This window comes from Microbacterium invictum, assembly GCF_014197265.1.
GTDB classification, from domain to species: Bacteria; Actinomycetota; Actinomycetes; order Actinomycetales; family Microbacteriaceae; genus Microbacterium; species Microbacterium invictum.
On sequence record NZ_JACIFH010000001.1, the window covers coordinates 425965 to 450037 of the forward strand.

Here is a 24073-nt window from a genome sequence, read left to right on the forward strand (position 1 = left end):
CTGGATGCATGACCATCCCCACGATCACGCTCAACGACGGCCACACCATCCCGCAACTCGGATTCGGCGTCTTCAAAGTCGACCCGGACGAGACCGAGCGGATCGTGAGCGAGGCGCTCGAAGCCGGCTACCGGCACATCGACACCGCCGCGATCTACGGCAACGAGGCGGGCGTCGGCCGGGCGATCGCCGCCAGCGGCATCGCGCGCGACGAGCTGTTCATCACCACGAAGCTGTGGCTCTCCGAGCAGGCGGGCGACAAGCCGCTCGCGGCCCTGGATGCCAGCCTCGAAGGGCTCGGCCTGGACCGCGTCGACCTGTACCTGTCGCACTGGCCGGCGCCGGCGAACGGCCACTACGTCAACGCATGGGAGAAGATGGTCGCCCTGCGCGAGGCCGGCAAGACGACGAGCATCGGGGTCTCGAACCACCTTCCCGAGCATCTGGATGCCGTGATCGCGGCCACCGGGGTCACCCCCGCCGTCGACCAGATCGAGCTGCACCCCGCCTACCAGCAGAACGATGTGACCGGCTACGCCCGAGACCACGGCATCCGCATCGAAGCGTGGGGACCGCTCGGCCAGGGCAAGTATCCGCTGTTCGAGGAAGCACCCGTGGTCGCCGCCGCGGCTGCCCACGACAAGACCCCCGCCCAGGTCGTGCTGCGCTGGCACCTGCAGCAGGGGTTCATCGTGTTCCCGAAGTCGAACCGCGTCGAGCGCATGCGCGAGAACCTCGACGTCTTCGACTTCGAGCTCAGCCCCGACGAGGCAGCCGCCATCACAGCCCTCGAGCGCGGCGGCCGCGTGTCATCGCACCCGAACGAGGTGAACTAGACCCAGCCGGTCAGCCAGTTGTGCATGCGGTAGAACTCGTACGGCACCTGCATGCCCGACCACAGCGGGTACCAGAACGCTGACAGCAGTACGGCGAACACCAGGAACACGCCCACGACGCGCTGGCCGGTCAGGCGCCGCTCCGGTGGGGCGTGACGGGCACCCGAGACCTCCCGCAGCGCGAAGGTCAGCGCGAGCAGCAGGAACGGCATGAGCACGACGGTGTAGAACTGGAATGTCGTGCGCTCGGGGAAGATCAGCCACGGCAGCCACGTCGCAGCGATGCCCGTCAGCACCACCGCGTGACGCCAGTCGCGCGCCACGACGAACCGGTAGGCCAGCCAGATCGTGGCCGCGACGCCGGCGTACCAGAGCAGCGGGTTCGGCATGCTGTAGATCACGTCCAGGCAGCCGGATGCGCTTGCGCATCCGGCCTCGCCGTCGGCCGTGCTAGCCGCGTGCATCGACGTCGGGCGCCACAGGAAGGGCCACGCCCACGCGGGGGACATGTAGCCGTGCGGGGTGTCCATGGTCGCCATCGAGTTGTAGATGGTGATGTGGTACTCCCACAGGCTCGTCAGCGCGTTGTCGGTCTTGTGCCGGCCGTACCCGTCGTCGGTGACGAGCCATCCGGTCCAGGAGGCCAGGTAGACGACGAAGGCGACGGGCACCAGCAGGACGAACGATGCCAGGCCCTGCCGCACGGCATCCATCGGCCACATCGTGATTCCGAGACGGCGCCGCTCGAGCGCGTCGGTGACCGCGAGATAGATGCCGATCGCGGCGATGACCCACACCCCCGACCACTTCACGGCGGTGGCAGCTCCCGCCGCGGCACCGGCCGCGATGACCCAGGGACGGTTCCACAGCACCGGCCCCCATCGCGGTGGCTCGCCGTCGAGGGCGACCACCCGCGCAGCCAGGCGATCGAGATGTCGCCGGCGGTCGAGCACCATGAACCAGACGGCCAGCAGCACGAAGAAGGTCAGGAAGATGTCCAGCAGCGCGACGCGGCTGAGGACGATGCCGATGCCGTCGATCGCGAGGAGGAACGCCGCCACCCCGGCGAATGCCACCGAGTTCGTGAGGGCCTTCGCGAGGACGTAGAGCACCAGCACGCAGGCGGTGCCGGCCAGGGCGGCCGCGATCCGCCAGCCGAACGACGAATCGGCGCCGAAGATCGCCATGCCGGCGCCGATGAGGTACTTGCCCAGCGGGGGATGGACGACGAAGCTCGGCTCGGTCAGGAAGATGTCGGTGTCGCCGGCGGCGAACAGCTCGTTCGCCCCTTCCGGCCAGGCGGCCGCGAAGCCGAGGTTCCACTGCGACCAGGCGTCCTTGACGTAGTAGGTCTCGTCGAAGACGAGCGTGTGCGGGTGACCGAGGTTCCACACGCGCAGGGCGGCGGCCAGCAGCGTGATCAGGGTGGGGACGAGCCAGCGGTACCGGCGACGCAGCACGGGGTCCGCCGCATACCGCTCGCGCCAGCGGTCGACGAACGAACCCGGGGCGGGCAGGAGCGGCACGGCGGACGTCACGCCGACAAGCCTATGCTGGGGCGGTGATCATCCTCGCGGCGACCCCGATCGGCAACCTGGGCGACGCGTCGCCGCGACTGGTCGCGGCCCTCGAGGCGGCGTCGGTCGTCGCCGCCGAAGACACCCGCACCGCGCAGCGGCTGCTGCGGGCACTCGACGTGCAGAACCGTCCGCGGCTGCTCGCGCTGCACGACCACAACGAGAAGCAGCGGGCGGCGGAGCTCGTCGCGCAGGCCGCCGAGACCGACCTGCTGGTGCTCAGCGATGCCGGCATGCCGACCGTCAGCGACCCCGGTTACGCCCTGGTCGCCGAAGCCGTCGCGCAGGGGGTCACCGTCACCGCGATCCCCGGGCCGAGCGCCGTGGTGACGGCGCTCGCGGTAGCCGGGCTTCCCACCGACCGGTTCACGTTCGAGGGCTTTCTGCCGCGCAAGGCGGGAGAGCGGCGCACGGCGCTGACGGCCCTGGCATCCGAGCCGCGCACGATGGTCTTCTTCGAGGGGCCCTCGCGACTGGCCGAGACCCTGCGGGCGATGGCTGACGCGTTCGGCGCCGATCGTCCGGCGGCCGTGTGCCGCGAGCTGACGAAACTGCACGAGGAGGTCGTGCGCGGCCCGCTCGCCGAGCTCGCCGAATGGGCGGCCGACGGGGCGCGCGGGGAGATCGTCGTGGTCGTCGGCGGCGCCGAACCACGCGAGGTGTCGGAGGAGGATGCCGTGGCTCAGGTCCAGCAGCTGGTGGCCGGCGGCATCCGGTTGAAGGATGCCGCCGGTGAAGTGTCGAAGGCGACCGGCCGCTCGTCGCGTGAGCTGTATCAGGCGGCGCTGGCGGCCAAGACCGTCAGCCCTTGACGGAGCCGGCGGTCAGGCCCCCGATGATGTAGCGCTGCAGCGACAGGAACAGCACGAGGACCGGGATCGAGGCCAGCAGCGCGCCGGCGGCGAACAGTCCCCAGTTGCTGGCGAGCTGGTTCGACACCCATTGGAACATGCCCACCGCGAGTGTCCAGTTGTCTTCGGACACGAGGACGATCTTCGAGATGATGTAGTCGCCGAACGCCGCGATGAAGGCGAGCAGCGCGACCACCGCGAGGATGGGGGTGACCAGCGGCATGATGATCCGCCAGAAGATCTGCGCGTGCGTGGCACCGTCGATCTTCGCGGATTCGTCGAGCTCGACCGGGATCGTGTTGAAGAACCCGTACATGAGGAACGTGTTGACGCCGAGCGCCCCGCCCAGGTAGACGCAGATGAGCGCGATCTTGGAGTTCAGGCCGAGGGCGGGGAACACCTCGCCCAGCGCCAGCAGCATGAGGAAGATCGCCACGAATGCGAGTGCCTGCGGGAACATCTGGATGATCAGCAGTGCGGTCAGCCCCGGGCGGCGTCCTGTGAAGCGGAACCGCGAGAACGCGTAGGCGGCCGCGGCGCCCATGATCACGGCGCCGATCGCCGATGCTCCGCCGACGAGGAGCGTGTTGCCGTACCAGGTCCAGTACGACGTGCCGGCGAGGTCCGCGTAGTTGGCGATGTCCAGCACGCGGAACAGGCTGTTGCTGGCCGCGAGCGATCCGCCCGGGTTGAGCGAGGCCGACAGCACGTAGACGAGCGGGAACATGGCGTAGAAGAGGATGACGAGCGCGAGGAGGTACTTCCACCCGACCTCGAGCGCCCAGCGTCGCCGCGCGGCCCCGCGTCGGCCGGGATCCATCGCGACGGCCGATCGGGCCTGGCGCGCGGTCTTCGGGGGCGTGCTCACTGCGGCATCTGGAGTGGACATCACTGGTACTCCTCGAGCTTCTTGGTCTGACGGAATGCGATGGCGGAGATGATGCCGACGATGATGAAGACGATGATCGACAGGGCGCTCGCCAGTCCGTAGTCGGCCCTGCCTCCCGAGACGCCGGAGATGTCGTAGATCGCCGAGATCAGGATGTCGGTCGAACCCAGTGCGTAGGGTGCGCCGGGTATGGCCGGTCCGCCGTTGTTGAACATGTAGATGACGGTGAAGTTGTTGAACGCGAACGCGAACGACGAGATGAGCAGCGGGGCCGTGGCCACGAGCACCAGCGGCAGGATGATCGACCGCACCTGCCGGAACCGGCCGGCACCGTCGATCGACGCGGCCCTCGAGCGCATCGGCGGGCAGCGCCTGGATCGCACCGGTGCACACGAGGAAGAAGTACGGGTAGGTCAGCCAGACGTTCACGAACAGCACCGCGAATCTGGCCAGCCATGGATCGCCGAGCCAGTCGATGTTCGCGCCGCCGAAGAAGAGCTCGTTGATCACTCCGAACTCGGCGTTGAACATGCCGCGGAACAGCAGCGCAGACATGAACGCGGGGAAGGCGTAGGGGAGGATGAAGAGCGTCCGCAGGACCTTGCGGCCCCGGATGCGCGGATCATTGAAGATGATCGCGAAGACGAGTCCCATGGCGAACGGGACGAGCACCGACAGCACCGCCCACACGAACGTCCACGCGGTGACCATCGCGAGCGGCTGGAACAGCGCGGGGTCGGCGAACAGCCGGACGAAGTTGGCGAAGCCGACGTTGACGGTCCAGCCTGTCGCCAGGCTCGCCCCGTCCTCCGAGGTGAACAGGCCGTCGTCGGTGGCGTGGTAGACGGTGCCGGTGGTGGTGTCGGTGATGGTCTGGGCCTGTTCGTCCCACGTCATCGTCGATATGTACACGGACCCGGAGGACCCGTCACGGGTGCGGATCCAGCCGTCGTTCGGGTCTTCCGAGACGGGTACGCGCAGGTCGGTGACCTCGTTCTGCATCGACAGGACCTGGTTGCGCGAGACGATGTTCCAGCCGGGGACTTCGGTCGGCGCGCCGGCGTCCGACGTGCTGGCGACGCTCTCGAGCGGCTGTTCGGCCGACCCGGCTCTGACATCGCCGTCGTCGTTGATGGCGAAGCCGAGCTCGCCGTTCTGCTCGACGACCGCGAGGGGGTAGGTCGGCGCGTCGTCGAGGCGGCGCTCACCCTGCGTGAGGGCGGCCTGCACGGCCTGCTCCTGCGAGCCGACATGGCCGGCGCCGTAGTTCGTGAAGGCGATGTAGGCGGTGTACCCGAAGATGAACACCTGGAAGATCAGCAGGAAGGTGAGTCCCGGCATCAGATACTTCAGCGGCAGCGCCCGTTTGGTGAAGTAGATGATGTCGGCGGCGACCAGGAGGATCACCGCGGCGCTGAGGATGAGCCACGCCTCCGCCTGGAACGCGGCGAAGATGCCCATGAGGCCGAAGGCGTTGATGACGGCCATGATGAGCAGCTTCACGAGGAAGCCCCAGCCCGGGCCCTGCCAGCGCCGGCCGTGCGGTTCCGCCCCGTCGGGCGGCACCGTGGTGCTCGGCGGCGGGGTGAGAGTTCCCTGCGGAACCGTCATGTTCATCTCCTTCAGCAGAGGGAAGTGCGGGGGTGGATGCCGTGGCATCCACCCCCGCAAGGGGATCAGCCGATTGCGGCCTCGACGTCAGCGACCATCTTGTTCCACGTCGACGCGGGGTCGGCGCCCTTGATGATCTGCACCTGAGCGGCGTTCCACAGGTCCCAGACGGCACCCATCTCGGGGATCGACGGCTGCGGCACGCCGTTGGCGGCCGATGCCAGGAAACCGGCGACGATCGGGTCGGAGGAGACCTCTTCGGCGAGCGACTTCCACGCGGGCAGACGCGGGTCCGCCTCGTACAGCGCCTTCTGCGCCTCGTCGGTCGCGAGGTACTTCGTGAGGAACTCCTGCGCGATCAGCGAGTTCTCGCTCTGCGAGCTCACGTAGAAGCCCTGCACGCCGACGAACGGCGCTGCCGTCTCGCTGCCCGCGGCCGGGATCGGGTTGACCTTGAGGTTCACGCCCTGGGCCTCGAGGGTCTCGATCGCCCACGGTCCCTGGATCGTGTAGGCGGCCTTGCCGGAGGCGAACAGCTCGTTGTTGATGTCGTAGTCGATCGTGGTCGAGATGTGGCCGGTGCCCGTCTCGCCCTGCGCGCCGAGCCAGGCCGCGAACGCCTCGCCGGCTTCGCCGCCCATGCCGACCTCGCTCGTGTACGAGCCGCTGTCGTCCTGGACGAAGACCGGAGCGCCGAACGACGTCTGGAAGCCGTACATCGTGTACGCGTCGCCGGTCTGGCCGCCCGTGTTGATCACGAACGGACGCTCGGCGCCGGCTTCTTCGGCTGCGGCGATCATGTCGTCCCACGTGGCGGGGGCGTCTTCGCCGACGAGGTCGGTGTTCTGGATGAGGGCGATGGCCTCGAGCGCGTACGGCATGCCGTACAGCTGGCCGTCGTAGGTGAACGCGTCGATCGCCACCTGCTCCAGCTGGTCGGCCGCGTCGCCGAGGTCGACGGTCGACACGACGCCGGCCTCGACGAACGAGCCGAGGAAGTCGTGCGCGCCGACGGTGATGTCGGGGCCCTCACCGGTCGGGACCTGGTTGATGAAGTCGTTCCGGATGTCTTCGAAGTTTTTCTGGACGAGCTCGATCGTCGCGCCGGTCTCCTCCTCGAAGGTGGCGGCGGCTGCCTCGATGGCGGGCTCGCGGTTCGCGTCGGTCCAGATCGTCAGCGTCACGCCGCTGGCGTCGATCGGCTCTTCGGACTCTTCCGGAGCCGGGGTGCTGCCGCCGGCGCAGCCGGCGAGGAGAAGGCTGGACGCCGCGAGGGCGGCGATGCCGATTCCCATCTTGCGCATGGATTTTCCTTCCATAGGTGGTCGATCCTGCGGGGCCTCGGGTGAGGTCGCGCCCTTACGACCGATGATGGTCGTTGCGGCCGGGTGGCCGCAACTGGTTTTCTCAGTGCGGTGTGTGCGGGTCAGCCCGCACACGGGGTGGTGAGAGCGGTCAGTGCGGACCTCCCTCTCCGGCTGTGTGCGGCGAGCGGATGACGGCGACGTCGCCGCCCGCCAGTTCCAGCATGCCGTCGGCGGAGGTCTGCGTCAGCAGATCCTCACCCGAAACAGACAACGAAACGGTCTCGGTCCCGTGATTGATCGCCACGAGATAGTCGGCGTCGGCGCCCCGGCGGCGCACGGCCTCGACGCCGGCGGGCAGATCTGCGGGGCGCAGCCCGGCGTCGGCGTAGACCTCGGTCATGATGGCCGCCAGGCCCGCGGCGTCGGGCCGCGTGCTGACGTACCAGCCGTGGCCTGCGCCGTATGCGTTCCGCGTGATGGCCGCCGCACCGGCGGCGGGGCCGTCGAGGTAGCGGCCGCGCACCTCGGCGTCGCCGAGCACGAGGTCTTCCTGCCAGATGTCGGCGGCCAGCGACTGCCCGTCGAACGCCACGGCGCAGGTGTCACCTTCGCGCAGCGGCAGGTGCTCTTCGACGTGGATGCCGAGGGCCGGCGTCAGCGGAGCGGCGAAACCGCCCGCGTGCACGGCGTCGTTCTCGTCGACGACGGCCGAGAAGAACGAGACGACGAGGGTGCCGCCCGCCTCCACGTAGCGGTTGAGATTGTCGGCGTCGGCGGAGCGCAGCAGGTACTGCGCGGGGGCGATGACGAGCTTGTAGCCCGAGAGGTCGTGCCCCGGCAGTGCGAAGTCGACGGTGATGCCGTCGCGCCAGAGTCGCTCGTAGTACGCGCGGATGCGCTCGGCGTGGCCGACGTCCTCGGACGGGCGCCATTCGAGGTCCTGCGCCCAGAACGACTCGAAGTCCCACAGGATCGCGACATCGGCATCCACCCGTGAGCCGCGGACCTCGCCCAGCCGCGACAGCTTCGCGCCGAGATCGACCACCTCGCGGAACACGCGCGATTCGGTGCCGGCGTGGGGGATCATCGCGGAGTGGAATTTCTCGGCGCCCGAGCGTCCGGCGCGCCACTGGAAGAACAGGATGCCGTCGGCTCCGCGGCCCAGGTGCGACAGCGAGTTGCGGGCCATCTCGCCGGGGCGCTTGGCCACGTTGCGGGGCTGCCAGTTCACCGCCGAGGTGGAGTGCTCCATGAGGATCCACGGGTTGCCGCCGCCGACCGAGCGGGTCAGGTCCGCCGCGATGGCCAGGCCGATCTCGCCCTCGTCGTCCGCCGCCCACAGGTAGTGGTCGTCCGAGACGACGTCGACCTCGCGGGCCCACGCCCACAGGTCGCAGCCGCCATGCTGGTTGGCCATGAAGTTCGTCGTGATCGGCCGGTCGCTGTGCGCGCGGATCGCGTCGCGCTCGGCGATGAAGCACTCGCGCAGCTGGTGGTCCGTGAACCGGGCGAAGTCGAGTCGCTGCGCCGGGTTGACCACGCTGGGTGCTGCCGCCGGGGCGCCGACATGCTCCCAGTCGCCGTAATGCTGGCCCCAGAAGGCGGTGCCCCACGCGGCGTTGAGCGCGTCGAGCGAGCCGTAGCGCTCTTGCAGCCAGAGCCGCCACTCGCGCACGGCGTGCGGGGAGTAGTCCTCGCCGACGGGGACGCCGTACTCGTTGTGCACGTGCCAGAGGACGACCGCCGGGTGCTCGCCGTAGCGCTTCGCGAGCTGGGTGGCGATTCGCACGGCGGCGTCGCGATAGGCGGGGGCGGAGTGGGATGCCATGCCGCGGGCGCCGAAGCCCATGACGACACCGTCGCGGGTGATGACCCGGGCATCGGGGTGGTTCGCGAAGAACCAGGCCGGGGGAGACGCGGTCGGGGTGCCGAGGTCGACCTTGATCCCGTTCTCGTGCAGCAGCGCGATGACCTCGTCGAGCCAGCCGAAGTCGAACTCGCCCTCGCGGGTCTCGAGCAGTCCCCACGCGAAGATGCCGATGCTGACGAGGTTCACCCCCGCTTCACGCATCAGGGCGACGTCTTCGTGCCAGACCTCACGGGGCCACTGCTCGGGCGTGTAGTCGCCACCGTAGGCGATGCCCTCCAGGGCGGGCCAGCGCGGGGAGCTCATCTGCTTCTCCTCGATCCTTCCGGACATCGGCGACGGTGCGCGGACTGCGTACTGTGACCGGTCCCAGTGTCCGTGCTCAGTCTACGCACTCGCGAGCACCGTCCCCTGTTGTCGTTATCGAACTGTGACCGGTCCCAGATCGCCGCGCGCCGACGGGGACCGATCGCAGCGTGCGCGGTAGAGTCGGCGCGTGGCACGCCCTGGAAACACCCGCCGGCCGACGATCCGCGATGTCGCGGCGGTCGCCGGCGTCTCGCACGGCACCGTCTCGCGCGTGATCAACGGCGGGCACTGGGTCTCTCCGGAAGCACGCGCCGCCGTCGATCAGGCGATCCGCACCACGGGCTACACCGTCAGCCACGCCGCGCGGAGCCTCGCCACCGGGCGGGCGAACTCGGTCGCGTTCCTGCTGACCGAGCCGCAGCACCTGCTGTTCAACGACCCCACCTTCGCCCTGCTGCTGCGCGGCGCCACCGAGGCCCTCGCGCAGCGGTCGATGACGCTCGTGCTGCTCGTGGCAGACGCGCCCGTCGAACGAGCCAACGTCGAGAGCTACGTGCGTGCCGGGCACGTCGACGGTGTGCTGCTGATCTCGTCGCACGAGTCGAACCCGCTGCTGGCATCGCTCATCGCCGCGGGCATCCCCACCGTCTGCACCGGCGTCCCGCTCGGCGATCGCGCGCACGTACCCACCGTGTCGGTCGACGAAGAACAGTCCGCGCGCGAGATGACCCGCTACCTCATCGGCCGCGGCTACCAGCGGATCGCCGTCATCACCGGCCCCGACGACACCCCGGGCGGACGGCACCGTCTCGTCGGCTTCCGTGAAGAGATGGGCGATCGGTTCGACCCGGACCTGGTCGAACAGGACGTGTACTCGAGCGAGGCGGGCGCCGCCGCGATGACGAGTCTCCTGGAGCGTGCCGATGACATCGACGCCGTCTTCGCGGCATCCGACGTCATGGCCGTCGGCGCGATCTCCGCGCTGCGCCGGGCCGGCAAGCGCGTGCCCGAAGACGTCGCCGTCGCCGGCTTCGACGATTCGGGGCTGGCCGAGACCACCGACCCGCCGCTGACGACCATGCGACAGCCGTGGAGCCAGATCAGCACGATGATGGTCGAGATGCTGCTCGACGTCATCAACGGCATCCCGCGCGAATCGGCCGTCCTGCCCACCACGCTCGTGGTGCGCGAGAGCGCCTGAACGCACACTGGCGCGCCGAAGCGGTAGAGGCTGTCACTGCTCAGACAGCCCGCCGTCGCGCGAGCACGTCCGTGTGAGCGGGAACTCACATGCCCTGCGGGGCGACCGGGGACGCCACCGCGCGGGCGGCAGACGCAACGCTACGTCGCCATCGAGCCCGATCTCGGCCCGTACCCGGTCAGCCCCTTGCCCGCGGTGTCATACGGGCTGGAGGCGGATACCGGGACGCCTAGAATCGACGGGTGAGCACCGGCAGTTTCTACATCACGACCCCGATCTACTATCCGTCCGACGTCCCGCACATCGGCCACGGATACACGACCGTCGCGGTCGACGCCCTCGCGCGCTGGCACCGTCAGGCGGGGGAGGACACCTGGATGCTCACCGGCACCGACGAGCACGGCCAGAAGATGCTGCGGGCGGCGGCCGCCAACGGCGTCACCCCGCAGGAGTGGGTCGACAAGCTCGTCACCGAGTCGTGGTTCCCACTGCTGGAGACCCTCGACGTCGCCAACGACGACTTCATCCGCACGACGCAGGAGCGCCACGAGAAGAGCGTGCAGGTGTTCTTCCAGCGTCTCTACGACGCCGGCTACATCTACGCGGGCGAGTACGAGGCGCTGTACTGCGTGGGCTGTGAGGAGTTCAAGCCCGACTCCGAGATCGTCGACGGCACCGGCGAGTTCGAGGGCCTGAAGGTCTGTGCGATCCACTCCAAGCCGCTCGAGCTGCTGCAGGAGAAGAACTACTTCTTCAAGCTCAGCGAGTTCGGCGACCGGCTGCTCGAGCTCTACAAGACCCAGCCCGACTTCGTGCGGCCGGCCTCAGCACGCAATGAGGTCACCTCGTTCGTGCGCAGCGGACTGAAGGATCTGTCCATCTCGCGCTCCACGTTCGACTGGGGCATTCCGCTGCCATGGGACGAGTCGCACGTCATCTACGTGTGGGTCGACGCGCTGCTGAACTACGCCACCGCGATCGGATACGGCCGCGACGAGGAGAACTTCGCGCGCCGCTGGCCCGCCTACCACGTCGTCGGCAAGGACATCCTCCGCTTCCACGCCGTCATCTGGCCGGCCATGCTGATGGCCGCCGGCATCGAGGTGCCCCGCGGCGTGTTCGCGCACGGCTGGCTGCTGGTGGGTGGCGAGAAGATGTCGAAGTCGAAGCTCACCGGCATCGCGCCCACCGAGATCACCGACGTGTTCGGGTCGGACGCGTACCGCTTCTACTTCCTGTCGGCGATCGCGTTCGGTCAGGACGGCTCGTTCTCGTGGGAAGACCTCTCGGCCCGCTACCAGGCCGAGCTCGCCAACGGCTTCGGCAACCTGGCATCCCGCACCACGGCGATGATCGACCGCTACTTCTCCGGGCTCGTTCCCGCGCCGGCCGAGTACACCGAGCTGGATCTGAAGATCCAGAAGACGGTGGCGGATGCCGCGGCCGCGGCCGACCGGTTCATGACCGACTTCCGCCCCGACGAGGCCATCGACGCGATCTGGACGATCGTCGACGCGCTCAACGGCTACATCACCGAGACCGAGCCGTGGGCTCTGGCCAAGGTGGAGGCGCAGCGCGGGAGGCTGGGCACGGTGCTCTACACCGCCGCGGAGGGCCTGCGCGCGCTCGCGGTGCTGCTGTCGCCGATCATGCCGGACTCGACCGCGAAGCTGTGGGAGGCGCTGGGCCAGTCGGGCCGCCTCGTCGACCAGCCGGTCCGCGAGGCCGGCACGTGGGGGCAGCTCGCGCCCGGGGCGACTGTCAATGCCCTCGCGCCGCTGTTCCCGCGCGTCGAGCAGGACTGAGCATGCCGTGGGGTGCGAAGTTCGCAGAATCGCGCGAACCTCGTACGATTTCGGCGATTCGATGCGAAGTTCGTCCGATTCTGCGAAGTTGGCGGGCATGAGCGGCTACATCCGCGAGCGGTACAACGACGGCAGCCGCGATGTGCGCTGGCCGGCGCCACCCGAGCCGCTCGCCGTGCCCGTCTACGACAATCACGCACACCTCGAGATCTCCGACGGCGATGAGCCGCGCAGCCTCGACGACCAGCTCGAGCGTGCCGCGGCCGTCGGGATCCTCGGTGTCGTGCAGGCCGGCGGCGACGTCGATTCCAGCCGCTGGTCGGCCCAGGCAGCGGCATCCCACCCCCGGGTGCTCGCGGCCGTCGCGATCCACCCGAACGAGGCGCCCGCCTATGCGGCCGAGGGGAGGCTCGACGAGGCGATCGCGGTCATCGATGAGCTGGCCGCGCAGCCGCGCGTGCGCGCGATCGGCGAGACAGGACTCGACTTCTTCCGCACCGACGAGGCCGGCCGGCCCGCGCAGTTCGAGAGCTTCGAAGCGCACATCGCGCTGGCGCGCAAGCACGCGATCGCGATGCAGATCCACGACCGCGACGCGCACGCCGCCGTCCTCGAGACGCTCGAGCGGGTCGGGGCGCCCGACCGCACGGTGTTCCACTGTTTCTCGGGCGACGCGGACATGGCCCGCTACAGCGCGGACCGCGGCTACTGGCTGAGCTTCGCCGGCAACATCACGTTCAAGAACGCGCAGAACCTGCGCGACGCCCTCGCCGTCACACCGCCCGAGCGGATCCTCGTCGAGACCGACGCGCCGTTCCTGACCCCGGCGCCGCACCGCGGACGGCCGAACGCCCCGTATCTGATCCCCGTGACGGTGCGATTCATGGCCGCCGAGCTGGGCATCGAGGTCGACGAGCTGTGCGCACAGCTGGCCGCCAACACGCTCGAGGTCTACGGCTCGTTCGTCTGAGGCGAGCCCTCGCTGCGAGAAGCAGCGTTCAACGGGTCGTCGAGCCGCGCACGAGCTCCCACGGGAGGTCGACGACGACCGGCCCGTCCGTGGTGTCGACGCGGGGCAGCGCCGCGAACATGGCTTCACCGGCGAGTTCGGGGTGCACGCACACGTGGGTCACGCCGAGGCGCTCGTTGAGTGCGCACTCGGTCGTGCACAGCGCCACCAGCTGCACGTCCCGCGGGATCACCAGATCGCGCGCCTCGAGCTGCAGATAGATGTCCGGGCCCTCCTCGCAGAACGCGAAGATCGCATCGGCGCCGCCGTCGATGACCTCGCGCACGGTGCGGGCGAGGGTACGGCGGCCGGTGTCGACCGTGACCACCAGCGGCGTGCGGCCGCGCACGGTGCTCCAGGTCTGGAACGCGGTCGTGCCGATCTCGTCGCGGGGGTGGCTGCCCTCGTCGACGAGGAACGCGATGCGCTCGGCGCCGGTGTCGGCCAGCAGCTCGACCCCGCAGCGCACCGCCGAGTCGTACCCGGTGCGGATGCTCACACCGCGGGCCGTGTCGACGTAGAGGTCGTCGGCGACGATCGGGATGCCGCGGGCGGCGGCCGCACGCAGCACGTCGTGGCCGCCCTGCCCGTCGGGCATGTACAGCACGTCGACATGCGCACCGCCGACCAGGTCGGGGCGCGACTGGGGGATGACCGTCACGGTGAAGTCATGCTCGGCCGATGCGCGCACGAGCGCGTTGAGCTGGCGGGTGCGCTGCAGCGCCCAGCGCCGGGCCGTGTCGTCGTCGATGTCGTCGGCCATGACGAAGCCGATCGACATCGCGCTGCCGCGCCGCAGCGCCGTGGCGACCTTGTTCGGGATGTAGCCGAGCTCGGCGGCCACGGCCTTGATGCGGTCGCGCGTCTCGGGGCGCAGGTTGCCGCGGTCGTTGAGGGCTTGGCTGATCGCGGCCGTGGAGACGCCGGCGAGCTCGGCGATGTCCTTCAGCGTGACCCGGCTCATGATGCTCCGGCAGCCCCGTGGTCGTCGCCGGCGGTCAGGTCGGGGAACACGGTGCGCACGGCTTCTGCCCACGCGGTGCCCGATCCATTCGCGGCCAGGGTGTGCCCCTGCGCGATGAGGTGGTGCAGCATCACGCCCGACAGGCGCCGCAGTGCGGCCTCGACCTCGGGCGGCGCGCCCGCGCGGCGATTGCGGGCGAGCTCCTCGTCGACGAGGCCCCGCACGAAGCCGCGCAGGTGCACGACCTCCGGTGCGACCTCGTGCACGCGGCGGGCCGCGGCATGGCGGCGCGCCGAGGTGGCGACGATCTCACGCGCCTGGCCGATCGTGGCGACCTCGTCGACGGGGGCGTGCACGCGGATCGTGTCGAGATCGAGCAGCTCGATGCCGGCGAACTCGCCGATCCGCGGGTCGACGTTGCGCGGCATGCCCAGGTCGATGATGATCTGCGGGTCCGAGTGGATGCCGCGGGCATTGTCGTGCGCGTCTGCCTCGAGCACGAAGCGGTCGGTGACCGCCGTGCACGTGATGACCAGGTCGGCGGCGGCCGCCTCGGCGGCGTACTCCTCGACCGGGACGATCGTGAGGTGCTCCTGCTGCGCGAAGCGCTTGCGGCCCGTCCGGGAGTGGACGCGGATGTCGGTGGCGCCGGCGCTGCGCAGGGCGGCAAGGGTGGCGGCGGCGTACCGGCCGGTGCCGACCAGCAGGACACGCGCGGTGGCCCACGTGAGCCGTGAGGACACGAGGTCGACCGCGAGGCGCACGAGCGAGCGACCCGACTCGCTCAGTTGCGTGCCGTTCTTCACGGCGCGCGAGGTCTCGGCGGCGCGCTGGAACAGGTGCTCCAGCGGAGCCGTGGTCATGCCCTGGTCGCGCGCGGCGGTCAGGGCACGGCCGACCTGCCCCGAGATCTCCTCCTCGCCGACGGCGACCGAGTCGAGCCCCGAGGCCACCGAGAACAGATGGTGGGCGACACGGTTGCCGTGCGCGAAGTCCACCGTCTCGCGCACATCGCGGTACGGGAGCCCGGCGAGTTCCGAGAGCTCCTCCATCGCGGCATCCATCGCCGGAATGGGGGATGGGAGCTCGGGATCGTCGACCAGATCGAAGTAGGCCTCGAACCGGTTGCACGTCGACAGGACGACGGCGCCGCGGATCGACTCGTGCGCATCGCGCAGCCGCGGGGCGAGGTCGTCGCCGATGACGGAGAGCCGCTCGAGCGCATCGAGCGGCGTCGTGCGCTGATGCGCGGTGAGGCAGACGAGCACCGTACGGGACCTCCTGGGATCCCGGCTAGTATAACGATTAACCGATCCCAGGAGCGTCATCATCCCGGCATCCCACCACCCCCTCTCCGCCCACGGCACCAGTGCGTCCCGCCTGGTCCGGGCGCTGCTCGGCGAACGCCCCGAGACCACCCCCGTGTGGTTCATGCGCCAAGCCGGACGGTCACTGCCCGAATACCGCGCGCTGCGCTCACGGGGCACCATGCTCGAGGCGTGCCTCGACCCGGCGCTGGCCAGCGAGATCACGATGCAGCCGGTGCGCCGGCACGGCGTGGACGCGGCCATCTTCTTCAGCGACATCATCGTGCCGCTGGCGCTGCTCGGCATCGACGTCGAGATCGCCGCCGGGCGCGGACCGGTGTTCTCCCGCCCGCTGGGCACCGGAGCCGACATCGCCGAGACCGTCCGCATCGATCCGGCGCTGGTCACCGAGCGGGGCGGAGAGATCGCGGATGCCGTGGCGCGCACGACCGCGATGCTGGCCGACCTGTCGAGCGAGCGCGGCGAGCCGATCCCGCTGATCGGGTTCGCGGGCGCGCCGTTCACCCTCGCCGCCTACCTGATCGAGGGAGGCCCCTCGCGCGATCACCTGGCCGCGCGGCGCATGATCCATGAGGACCCGGCTGCCTGGCACGACCTGACCATGTGGCTCGCCGAGGTGACGGGGCGCTTCCTCGCCCTGCAGGTGGATGCCGGGGCCAGCGCCGGCCAGCTGTTCGACTCGTGGGCCGGGGGTGTCGCCCCGGACGACTACCGTGCCGCCGTTCTGCCCGCGTCTGCCGCGGCGCTTGAGCACGTGCGCGCGCTGGAGGTGCCCGACGGCGTGCCGCACATCCCGCTCGTCCACTTCGGGGTCGGCGCCGGCGAGGTGCTCGCCGACATGGCGTCCATCGACGTCGACGCGCTCGGCGTCGACTACCGCGTGCCGCTCGACGAGGCCCGCCGCCGTGCCGGGCGCGACCTGACCGTGCAGGGCAACCTCGACCCCGCCCTGCTGTTCGCCCCCGCGCCGGTGCGCACAGCGGGCGTCCACCGCGTGCTCGAAGCCGGCCGGGCCGCCCGCGCCCACGTGTTCAACCTCGGGCACGGCGTGCCGATGGAGACCGACCCCGACGCGCTCACGGCGGTGGTGCGCACCGTTCACGACTGGCGGGCGCAGTGACAGACCACGGCCCGACCGAGATGGCCGATGTGGCCGTCGTCGGCGGCGGCATCGCCGGGCTCGTCGTCGCCTGGGAGCTCGCGCGCGCCGGAGCCCGCGTCATCGTCTGCGAAGCGGATGCCACGGCGGGAGGCATGCTGCGCAGCGGACGCATCGCGGGTGTCGAGGTGGATCTGGGCGCCGAGTCGTTCGCGACCCGGACGACCGGCGTCGCCGACCTCGTCGCCGACGCCGCGCTGCCGCTGGAGCTGACCGCCCCACGCGCCGGCGGCGCGCAGCTGGCGGTGCCCGCGAGAGAGATCCCCGCGAGCGACGGGCCCGCGAGAGAGGTCCCCGCGAGCGACGTCTCCGCGCCGGCGGGCGCCGTCGAGCGGCATCCGCTGCCCCGGCGCGCCGTTGCGGGCCTTCCGGCCGATCCTGCGGCCGACGACGTCGCACGCATCATCGGCGCCGCCGGCGTCGCACGCGCTCTGCAGGAGCGCGCACTGCCTCTGCCCGCCGATCTCGCCGCCGCCGAGCCGTCGTTGGCCGAACTGGCCCGGACGCGGTACGGATCCGCCGTCGCCGAGCGTCTGGTCGACCCGCTGTGCCGCAGCGTGCACTCCCGGCCGGCGTCCGCGCTGCGCCTCTCGGCGGTCGCTCCGAACCTGTGGGCCGAGTTCCTCCGCCGGGGATCGCTGACCGCCGCCGTCGACGCCCTCGCTCCTGCCGAGCGTGCCGGTGCGGCCATCGGCGGCATCGCGGGCGGCATGTGGTGCCTCGCCGATGCCCTGCGCACCGCCGCCGAGCGGGCCGGCGCGGTCGTCCGCACGCAGACGCCCGTGCGCGAGATCCGCTCGACCGGCGCCGGCGCCGTGCTCACCCTCGACGGCGGCGCGATCGTCGCGCGCCACGTCGTCCTCGCGACCGGCCCCGCCGCGGCCGGGCGCCTGCTCGGGCACGAGGTCGCCGCCGAACCGGTGCGTCTGGTCACCGTCGCAGTCGTGCACCCCGGCCTGACCGCGCACCCCGTCGGCTCGGGGGTCATCGTCGCCCCCGGCGTGCCGGTCGATGCGAAAGCCCTCACGCACGCCAACGCGAAGTGGGCCTGGCTGGACGCGGCCCTCAATCCGGACACGCACATCCTGCGGCTGTCGGCGCGCGACGCCGGCACCGGCCTGCGCACCCACGATGAGGTCGCCACCGCACTGCGGGCCCTCACCGGCGTGCCCGTGCAGGCCACCGACATCCGCGCGCTCGTGGAGACCCGGTGGGACGATGCCGTGCCGGCACCCGGCGACGGCCCGACGCCCACCGAAGCCCTCACCGCCGCAGCGCTGGCCCGTGGCATCCACCTCACCGGCGCCATCGCCGCCGGCACCGGGCTCGCCTCGGTCATCCCGCACGCCCGCGCCCTCGCACGCGAGCTGATCGCCGCCACCACGCCCGTCCCCGCCCCGCACGCCCTCTGAACCCAGGAGTCCCCATGACTGACGCCGTCTCGCTCGGCTACACGCTCTTCGCCGTCCTCGCCGGTCCCCGCCCGCGCACGGCGCCGCCCACCCCGGCGCAGATCGACGAGCTGACCGCCGCGGCAGACGCCCTCCCCGGCACCGGCGTGACCGTCCGGGGGTTCTACGACGTGACCGGCATGCGCGCCGACACCGACCTCATGATCTGGCTGCACGGCGAAGACCCCGCCGAGGTGCAGCGCGCGCTGCGGGCACTGCGCCGCACCGACCTGCTGGCCCCGTTCGCGCTCACCTGGAGCGCGATGGGCGTGCACCGCGACGCCGAGTTCAACAAGCGCCACATCCCCGGCTACCTGCGCGGCGAGGCCCCGCGCGAGTGGCTCTGCGTGTACCCGTTCGTGCGCAGCTTCGAGTGGTACCTGCTGCCCGAGGAAGAGCGCTCGCGCATGCTCGCCGACCACGGCCGAAAGGGCGCCGCGTTCACCGACGTCGTCGCCAACACCGTGTCGACGTTCGCGCTGAGCGACTACGAGTGGCTGCTGCCCCTCGAGAGCGACAACCTGATCAGCCTGGTCGACCTCATGCGCGACCTGCGCGCGACAGACGCGCGCCGGCACGTGCGCGAAGAGGTGCCCTTCCACACCGGCCGGCGCATCGCGCTGGCCGAGCTGGCGGAGGTGCTCGCCTGATGACGACGACCGAGTTCCGGCCGAAGCCGCCGCGCGCGACGAGCGCGCCGATCTGCGGCGAGGGATGCCGGGTGCCGGCCGCCACGGCGGCGACGTGCGCCGGGGAGCGGTACGCCACCGAGCCGGTGCCCTACGACGCCGTGCTGCTGCTCGGCTTCGGCGGCCCGGAGGGGCAGGACCACGTCATCCCGTTCCTGCGGAACGTCACCGCCGGCCGCGGGATCCCCGACGAGCGGCTCGAGGAGGTGGCGCACCACTACCGCCACTTCGGCGGCGTCTCGCCCATCAACGAGCACAATCGCGAGCTGAAGGCCGCCCTCGATGCGGAGCTCGCCGCCCGCGGTCATGACCTCCCCGTCTACTGGGGCAACCGCAACTGGGAGCCCTACGTCGCCGATGCCGCCCAGGCCGCACACGCCGACGGCCACCGCACCCTGCTCGCGATCGCGACGAGTGCGTACAGCTCGTACTCGTCGTGCCGGCAGTACCGCGAAGACCTCGCCGACGCGCTGGAGGCGACCCGGCTCGGCACCGAGCTGAAGGTCGACAAGGTGCGCCAGTTCTTCGACCACCCCGGATTCGTGACCCCGTTCGTCGAGGGCATCCGCACGGCGCTGGCCGAACTGGGCGCACGCGGGGTCACCGACATCGGCGGCGAGGTCGAGGTGCTCTTCTCGACCCACTCGATTCCCGATGCCGATGCCGACCGCTCCGGGGCGCCCGAGGACGACCTCGGTCCCGGCGGCGCCTATGTCGCGCAGCACACCGCCGTGGCGACCGAGATCATGGCGCAGTTGAGCATCGGCAGCGACTGGCAGCTGGTGTACCAGAGCCGGTCCGGACCGCCGCAGGTGCCGTGGCTCGAGCCGGACATCAACGATGCGCTCGCCGAGCTGCCCGCACGCGGGAAGCGTGCCGTGCTCATCGTGCCGCTCGGGTTCGTGAGCGATCATATGGAGGTGCTCTGGGACCTCGACACCGAAGCGCTCGAGACCGCCGAAGGACTCGGGCTCATCGCCCTGCGCACCGCCACGCCCGGCACCCACCCCGCCTACGTCGCGGGACTGGCCGACCTCATCGAGGAGCGGCTGCTGGGCACCGCTCCCGAGGACCGCCCGCACGTGACCGCCCTCGGTCCGTGGAACGACGTGTGCCGCCCGGGATGCTGCGAGAACGTGCGCCTCGGGTTCCAGCCCGCACTTGCAGGGGTCGCGCCGTGACCGGCCGGACGACGCCGCTGCGGCTCGGCACCCGTGCGAGCCTGCTGGCCACGACCCAGTCGCAGACGGTCGCCGACGCGATCACGGCGGCCACCGGCGTGCCCGTCGAACTGGTGAAGATCACGACCGACGGCGACGTGCTGACCGGCCCGCTCGCTCAGCTCGGCGGCACCGGCGTGTTCGCCTCGGCGCTGCGCGACGCGCTGCTGCGGGGCGAGTGCGACCTGCTGGTGCACTCGATGAAGGACCTGCCCACCGCGCCGCTGCCCGGCATCGTGATCGCCGCCGTCCCCGTGCGCGCGCCGCACCGCGACGCGCTGTGCGCACGCGACGGCCTCGCCCTTGCCGACCTGCCCGCCGGCGCCCGCGTCGGCACGGGGTCCCCGCGCCGCGTCGCACAGCTGCTCGCGCGCCGGCCCGACCTGATCGTCGACGGCATCCGCGGCAACGTGGAGAGCCGGCTCGCGAAGGTCGCCGGCGGTGAGTTCGACGCGATCGTGCTCGCCGAAGCGGGGCTGCGCCGCATCGGGCGGGACGCGGCGATCACCGAGATCCTGGATGGACCCACGTCGGCCGCGCAGGGCGCCCTCGCCGTGGAGATCCGCGAGGGCGATGCGGAGGTGGCCGCGCTGGTCCACGCCGTCGACGACGTCGAGGCCGCGACCACCGCGCGGGTCGAGCGTGCGGTGCTCCGCCGCCTCGAAGCCGGCTGCGCCGCACCGGTCGCGCTGGCAGCGTCCCGTTCCGGCGACCGACTCACGCTCGAAGCCGAGGTGTACGCCCTCGACGGCACCCGCACGGTGACCGCCGTGCGGGACGTGGAGTTCGGCGGCGTGACGACGGCCGAAGGCGCCGCGGCACTGGCCGCCGACGTGGTGGACGAGCTCATCGCGGGCGGCGCCGCCGAACTCGCCGACCTGCCGGGTGCCCGCCGATGACAGCGGGTTCGGAAGGCGGCGCGCTCGCCGGCACCCGCGTACTGATCCCGCGCGGCGGGCCGTGGGGCGAGCGCGTCCGCGCCGACCTCGCAGGCCGCGGCGCCGAGGGGATCATCGCGCCGCTGATCGCCTCCGCTCCGCCCCGCGACACCGACGCGCGCGATCGCGCGTTCACCGCGCTCGCCGACGGCGAGTATGCCTGGCTGTTCGTCACCAGCGCCGCCAGTGTCGAGCAGCTCGTCGCCCACGGCATCCAGGTGCCGGCGACCACCCGCATCGCCGCCGTCGGCCGCGCGACCGCGCGTGCCGTCGCCGACGCCGGATTCGAGGTCGAGTTCGTGCCTGTGGGGCCGTCGTCCGCGGCCACCATGATCACCCAGTGGTGCGTCGGCCGGGGGCCCGCCGCGACGGGCCGCTGCCTCGTGCTGCGCTCCGACCTGGCCCTCGCCGTCATCAGCGATGAACTCGAGCTGCAGGGCTTCGACGTCGACGTGTGCATCGCCTATCGCACCGTCGGCGTCGACCTCGATCCGCAGATCGTCGCGGATCTGCACGGCGGCGCCATCGATGTCGTCCTGCTGACCTCGCTCAGCGTCGGACGCGAGCTGCGCCGTCAGGTGTGGCCGCTGCACGAGCGGACCCTGGTCGCCTCGATCGGCCCCGGCACCACGCGCGACGGCACGGGACTGGGGTTCACCGTCGGCTACACCGCCCAGACCCAGAGCATCGACGCCCTGCTGGAAGAACTCGACGCCCGCATCGCCCCCGAGGAGTCCTCATGAGCACGTTCCCCACCCGTCGGCCGCGCCGCCTGCGCGGCACGCCCGCCCTGCGCCGGCTCGCCGCCGAGACCACCCTCGTCCCGGCGCAGCTCGTGCTCCCCGTGTTCGTGAAGGAGGGCGCCACGGCAGCCGTGCCGATCGCGAGCATGCCCGGGGTGTCGCAGCATCCGCTGGACGCACTGCCCGCCGTCGTCGAAGCCGCTGCCGCCGCGGGCCTCGGCGGCATCATGCTGTTCGGCGTGCCCGCCGTGCGGGACGCGACCGGCACCGGCGCGGTCGAGCCCGACGGCATCCTGAACCAGGCGATCACCGTCGCCCGCGATGCGGCCGCCGGCCGGCTGACGGTCCAGGCCGACCTCTGTCTCGACGAGTTCACCGATCACGGCCACTGCGGGGTCCTGGCAGAAGACGGCACCGTCGACAACGACGCGACGCTGGAGATCTACGCGCAGATGGGCGTCGCCCAGGCGCGCGCCGGGGCGGACGTGCTGGGCCTGTCCGGGATGATGGACGGCCAGGTCGCCGCCGTGCGCGCCGCGCTCGACGACGCCGGGTTCGCGCACGTGGTGATCCTCGCGTACGCGGCGAAGTACGCCTCCGCGTTCTACGGCCCGTTCCGCGACGCCGTCGAATCGACGCTGCAGGGCGACCGGCGCACCTACCAGCTCGACCCCGGCAACGGCCGCGAGGGCGTCGAAGAGGCGCTGCTCGACATCGCCGAGGGGGCCGACGTCGTCATGGTCAAGCCCACCGGACCCTACCTCGATGTGCTCGCCCGTGTCGCCGACGTCTCGTCGGTGCCGGTGTGGGCGTACCAGGTGTCGGGGGAGTACGCGCTGATCGAGCACGCGGCGTCGGCCGGACTCATCGACCGCGAGCGGGCGATCGGCGAGACGCTGCTGGGCATCCGCCGCGCGGGCGCCGAGGCGATCCTCACGTACTGGGCGATCGAGGTCGCCCAGTGGCTGCGCGACGGCAAGGAGCTGGGATGACCCGCAACGACGAACTGTTCGCCCGCGCCCGGGAGGTGATCCCGGGCGGCGTGGACTCGCCCGTGCGCGCCTACGGCTCGGTCGGCGGCACGCCGCGGTTCCTCGTGTCGGCCCGCGGCGCCTACGTCACCGATGCCGACGGCCGGGAGTACGTGGACCTCATCGCCAGTTGGGGTCCGGCCCTGCTCGGGCATGCTCACCCTGAAGTGGTGGCGGCGGTCGTCGAAGCCGCTGGCCGGGGGCTGTCGTTCGGCGCCCCGACGCCGGCCGAGACCGAGCTGGCCGAGCTCATCCGCACCCGGGCGCCCGGCGTCGAGAAGCTGCGGCTGGTGTCTACCGGCACCGAGGCCACGATGACCGCGATCCGGCTGGCCCGCGGGTTCACCGGCCGGGATCTGGTCGTCAAGTTCTCGGGGCACTACCACGGCCACTCCGACGGCCTGCTCGCGCAGGCGGGGTCGGGGCTCGCGACGTTCGCGCTGCCCGGCTCGGCCGGGGTCCCCGAGGCGATCGCGGCGCAGACGCTCGTGGTGCCCTACAACGACCGCGACGCGATCACCGGCGTGTTCGCCGCGCACCCGGGCCGCATCGCGGCGATCATCACCGAGGCGGCCGGGGCGAACATGGGGGTCGTGCCGCCGGCATCCGGATTCACGACGTTCCTCGCCGAGACCGCCCATGCCGACGGGGCGCTGCTGATCAGCGACGAGGTGCTCACCGGATTCCGCGCCGGCCCCGCCGGGTATGCCGGCGTGCTCCATGACGCGGGCGAGCCGGTGGTCGCCGATCTCGTGACCTTCGGCAAGGTGATCGGCGGGGGACTGCCGGTCGCCGCGGTGGGCGGCCGTGCCGACGTGCTCGACATGCTCGCCCCGACCGGACCGGTGTACCAGGCGGGCACGCTGTCGGGCAATCCGGTCGCGGTCGCAGCGGGCCTGGCCACCCTGCGCCTGGCCGATGCGGATGCGTACCGCCGCCTCGACACCGCTGCGCGCGCCGTCGCGGATGCGGCGTCGGCGGCGCTCGGCGCCGCGGGCGTGCCGCACGCGGTGCAGTGGGCCGGCACGCTGTTCAGCGTCTTCTTCGGCGAGTCGGTCACCGGCGGCGTGCCCGACTACGAGACGGCCACCGGGCAGGACACCGCCGCGTACGGCCGGTTCTTCCACGCGATGCTGGATGCCGGCGTCTCGCTGCCGCCGTCGGCCTTCGAGGCCTGGTTCGTCACCGCCGCGCACGACGACGCGGCGATCGAGCGGATCGTGGCGGCGCTGCCGGCTGCGGCTGCGGCTGCGGCTGAGGGCACCGTCGCGTTGTAGATGATCGTTGG

At 71.3% G+C, this 24073-nt stretch carries 19 protein-coding genes and 1 pseudogene; 13 read left to right on the forward strand and 7 right to left on the reverse strand.

Going from position 1 to position 24073, the window contains the following annotated elements; genetic code table 11:
• The first annotated feature begins 8 nt into the window (after positions 1–8).
• Entirely contained in the window at positions 9–836 is an 828-nt protein-coding gene (locus BKA10_RS02115) for an aldo/keto reductase (protein WP_183498391.1), read from the forward strand.
• Here the strand turns inward: BKA10_RS02115 and BKA10_RS02120 are convergent.
• Positions 833–2374 (reverse strand): phospholipid carrier-dependent glycosyltransferase, encoded by a 1542-nt coding sequence (locus tag BKA10_RS02120; RefSeq protein WP_183498392.1) that lies wholly within the window; start codon positions 2372–2374, stop codon positions 833–835. The genes BKA10_RS02115 and BKA10_RS02120 overlap by 4 nt on opposite strands.
• A 23-nt stretch (positions 2375–2397) precedes the next feature.
• Here BKA10_RS02120 and rsmI point away from each other — a divergent pair, with 23 nt between their 5' ends.
• Positions 2398–3225, forward strand: a complete 828-nt coding sequence (gene rsmI, locus BKA10_RS02125; RefSeq protein WP_183498393.1) for a 16S rRNA (cytidine(1402)-2'-O)-methyltransferase — start codon at positions 2398–2400, stop codon at positions 3223–3225.
• Here the strand turns inward: rsmI and BKA10_RS02130 are convergent.
• From BKA10_RS02130 to BKA10_RS02145, 4 genes and pseudogenes are all read right to left on the reverse strand, one after another.
• A complete protein-coding gene (locus BKA10_RS02130) occupies positions 3215–4084 on the reverse strand; it encodes a sugar ABC transporter permease (protein WP_241740123.1) in 870 nt (289 codons plus the stop codon). The genes rsmI and BKA10_RS02130 overlap by 11 nt on opposite strands.
• A 1224-nt stretch (positions 4085–5308) precedes the next feature.
• A pseudogene (locus BKA10_RS16885) lies at positions 5309–5812 on the reverse strand (ABC transporter permease subunit); the annotation flags it as partial.
• A 17-nt stretch (positions 5813–5829) separates the two neighbouring features.
• A complete protein-coding gene (locus tag BKA10_RS02140) occupies positions 5830–7068 on the reverse strand; it encodes a sugar ABC transporter substrate-binding protein (protein WP_183498395.1) in 1239 nt (412 codons plus the stop codon).
• Positions 7069–7219: 151 nt separating this feature from the next.
• Positions 7220–9244 (reverse strand): beta-galactosidase, encoded by a 2025-nt coding sequence (locus tag BKA10_RS02145; RefSeq protein WP_183498396.1) that lies wholly within the window; start codon positions 9242–9244, stop codon positions 7220–7222.
• A 190-nt stretch (positions 9245–9434) separates the two neighbouring features.
• Between BKA10_RS02145 and BKA10_RS02150 the strand changes: the two genes are divergently transcribed.
• From BKA10_RS02150 to BKA10_RS02160, 3 genes are all read left to right on the forward strand, one after another.
• Positions 9435–10448 (forward strand): substrate-binding domain-containing protein, encoded by a 1014-nt coding sequence (locus BKA10_RS02150; RefSeq protein ID WP_183498397.1) that lies wholly within the window; start codon positions 9435–9437, stop codon positions 10446–10448.
• A 242-nt stretch (positions 10449–10690) separates the two neighbouring features.
• Positions 10691–12253 (forward strand): methionine--tRNA ligase, encoded by a 1563-nt coding sequence (metG, locus tag BKA10_RS02155; protein WP_183498398.1) that lies wholly within the window; start codon positions 10691–10693, stop codon positions 12251–12253.
• A 97-nt stretch (positions 12254–12350) separates the two neighbouring features.
• Positions 12351–13223: a TatD family hydrolase gene (locus BKA10_RS02160; RefSeq protein ID WP_183498399.1), complete on the forward strand. Its 873-nt coding sequence runs from the start codon at positions 12351–12353 to the stop codon at positions 13221–13223.
• Positions 13224–13251: 28 nt separating this feature from the next.
• On the opposite strand, the gene BKA10_RS02165 is transcribed toward BKA10_RS02160, so the two are convergent.
• Positions 13252–14226 carry a LacI family DNA-binding transcriptional regulator gene (locus BKA10_RS02165; protein WP_241740031.1) on the reverse strand — a complete coding sequence of 325 codons (975 nt, stop codon included), beginning with the start codon at positions 14224–14226 and terminating at the stop codon, positions 13252–13254.
• The gene (locus BKA10_RS02170; protein WP_183498400.1) at positions 14223–15494 is read right to left on the reverse strand and encodes a glutamyl-tRNA reductase; all 1272 of its coding nucleotides are present in this window, start codon (positions 15492–15494) and stop codon (positions 14223–14225) included. The genes BKA10_RS02165 and BKA10_RS02170 overlap by 4 nt, the downstream gene beginning before the upstream one ends.
• A gap of 112 nt (positions 15495–15606) precedes the next feature.
• Here BKA10_RS02170 and hemE point away from each other — a divergent pair, with 112 nt between their 5' ends.
• Genes hemE through hemL form a run of 8 tightly spaced genes read left to right on the forward strand, consistent with a single transcriptional unit; the run spans position 15607 to position 24062 of the window.
• Positions 15607–16674 (forward strand): uroporphyrinogen decarboxylase, encoded by a 1068-nt coding sequence (gene hemE, locus BKA10_RS02175; RefSeq protein WP_206686829.1) that lies wholly within the window; start codon positions 15607–15609, stop codon positions 16672–16674.
• Positions 16671–18125 carry an FAD-dependent oxidoreductase gene (locus BKA10_RS02180; protein ID WP_248199079.1) on the forward strand — a complete coding sequence of 485 codons (1455 nt, stop codon included), beginning with the start codon at positions 16671–16673 and terminating at the stop codon, positions 18123–18125. The genes hemE and BKA10_RS02180 overlap by 4 nt, the downstream gene beginning before the upstream one ends.
• 14 nt (positions 18126–18139) lie before the next feature.
• Positions 18140–18814, forward strand: coding sequence for a hydrogen peroxide-dependent heme synthase (gene hemQ, locus BKA10_RS02185; protein WP_183498401.1), 675 nt, complete (start codon positions 18140–18142; stop codon positions 18812–18814).
• The gene (locus tag BKA10_RS02190) at positions 18814–20034 is read left to right on the forward strand and encodes a ferrochelatase (RefSeq protein ID WP_183498402.1); all 1221 of its coding nucleotides are present in this window, start codon (positions 18814–18816) and stop codon (positions 20032–20034) included. The genes hemQ and BKA10_RS02190 overlap by 1 nt, the downstream gene beginning before the upstream one ends.
• Positions 20031–20972, forward strand: a complete 942-nt coding sequence (hemC, locus tag BKA10_RS02195) for a hydroxymethylbilane synthase (RefSeq protein ID WP_248199076.1) — start codon at positions 20031–20033, stop codon at positions 20970–20972. Before BKA10_RS02190 ends, hemC begins: the two co-directional genes overlap by 4 nt.
• Positions 20969–21754 carry a uroporphyrinogen-III synthase gene (locus BKA10_RS02200; protein ID WP_183498404.1) on the forward strand — a complete coding sequence of 262 codons (786 nt, stop codon included), beginning with the start codon at positions 20969–20971 and terminating at the stop codon, positions 21752–21754. Before hemC ends, BKA10_RS02200 begins: the two co-directional genes overlap by 4 nt.
• Complete coding sequence (hemB, locus tag BKA10_RS02205) at positions 21751–22746, forward strand: porphobilinogen synthase (RefSeq protein ID WP_183498405.1); 996 nt, start codon at positions 21751–21753, stop codon at positions 22744–22746. Before BKA10_RS02200 ends, hemB begins: the two co-directional genes overlap by 4 nt.
• Positions 22743–24062: a glutamate-1-semialdehyde 2,1-aminomutase gene (hemL, locus tag BKA10_RS02210; protein ID WP_183498406.1), complete on the forward strand. Its 1320-nt coding sequence runs from the start codon at positions 22743–22745 to the stop codon at positions 24060–24062. Before hemB ends, hemL begins: the two co-directional genes overlap by 4 nt.
• The last annotated feature ends 11 nt before the right edge of the window (positions 24063–24073 follow it).

Coding starts and splice junctions, on each gene's coding strand:
- BKA10_RS02115 (WP_183498391.1), top strand. CDS start 9: ATGACCATCCCCACGATCACGCTCAACGACGGCCACACCATCCCGCAA.
- BKA10_RS02130 (WP_241740123.1), bottom strand. CDS start 4,084: ATGGATCCCGGCCGACGCGGGGCCGCGCGGCGACGCTGGGCGCTCGAG.
- BKA10_RS02140 (WP_183498395.1), bottom strand. CDS start 7,068: ATGCGCAAGATGGGAATCGGCATCGCCGCCCTCGCGGCGTCCAGCCTT.
- BKA10_RS02145 (WP_183498396.1), bottom strand. CDS start 9,244: ATGAGCTCCCCGCGCTGGCCCGCCCTGGAGGGCATCGCCTACGGTGGC.
- BKA10_RS02160 (WP_183498399.1), top strand. CDS start 12,351: ATGAGCGGCTACATCCGCGAGCGGTACAACGACGGCAGCCGCGATGTG.
- BKA10_RS02165 (WP_241740031.1), bottom strand. CDS start 14,226: ATGAGCCGGGTCACGCTGAAGGACATCGCCGAGCTCGCCGGCGTCTCC.
- hemQ (WP_183498401.1), top strand. CDS start 18,140: ATGACTGACGCCGTCTCGCTCGGCTACACGCTCTTCGCCGTCCTCGCC.
- BKA10_RS02190 (WP_183498402.1), top strand. CDS start 18,814: ATGACGACGACCGAGTTCCGGCCGAAGCCGCCGCGCGCGACGAGCGCG.
- BKA10_RS02200 (WP_183498404.1), top strand. CDS start 20,969: ATGACAGCGGGTTCGGAAGGCGGCGCGCTCGCCGGCACCCGCGTACTG.
- hemB (WP_183498405.1), top strand. CDS start 21,751: ATGAGCACGTTCCCCACCCGTCGGCCGCGCCGCCTGCGCGGCACGCCC.
- hemL (WP_183498406.1), top strand. CDS start 22,743: ATGACCCGCAACGACGAACTGTTCGCCCGCGCCCGGGAGGTGATCCCG.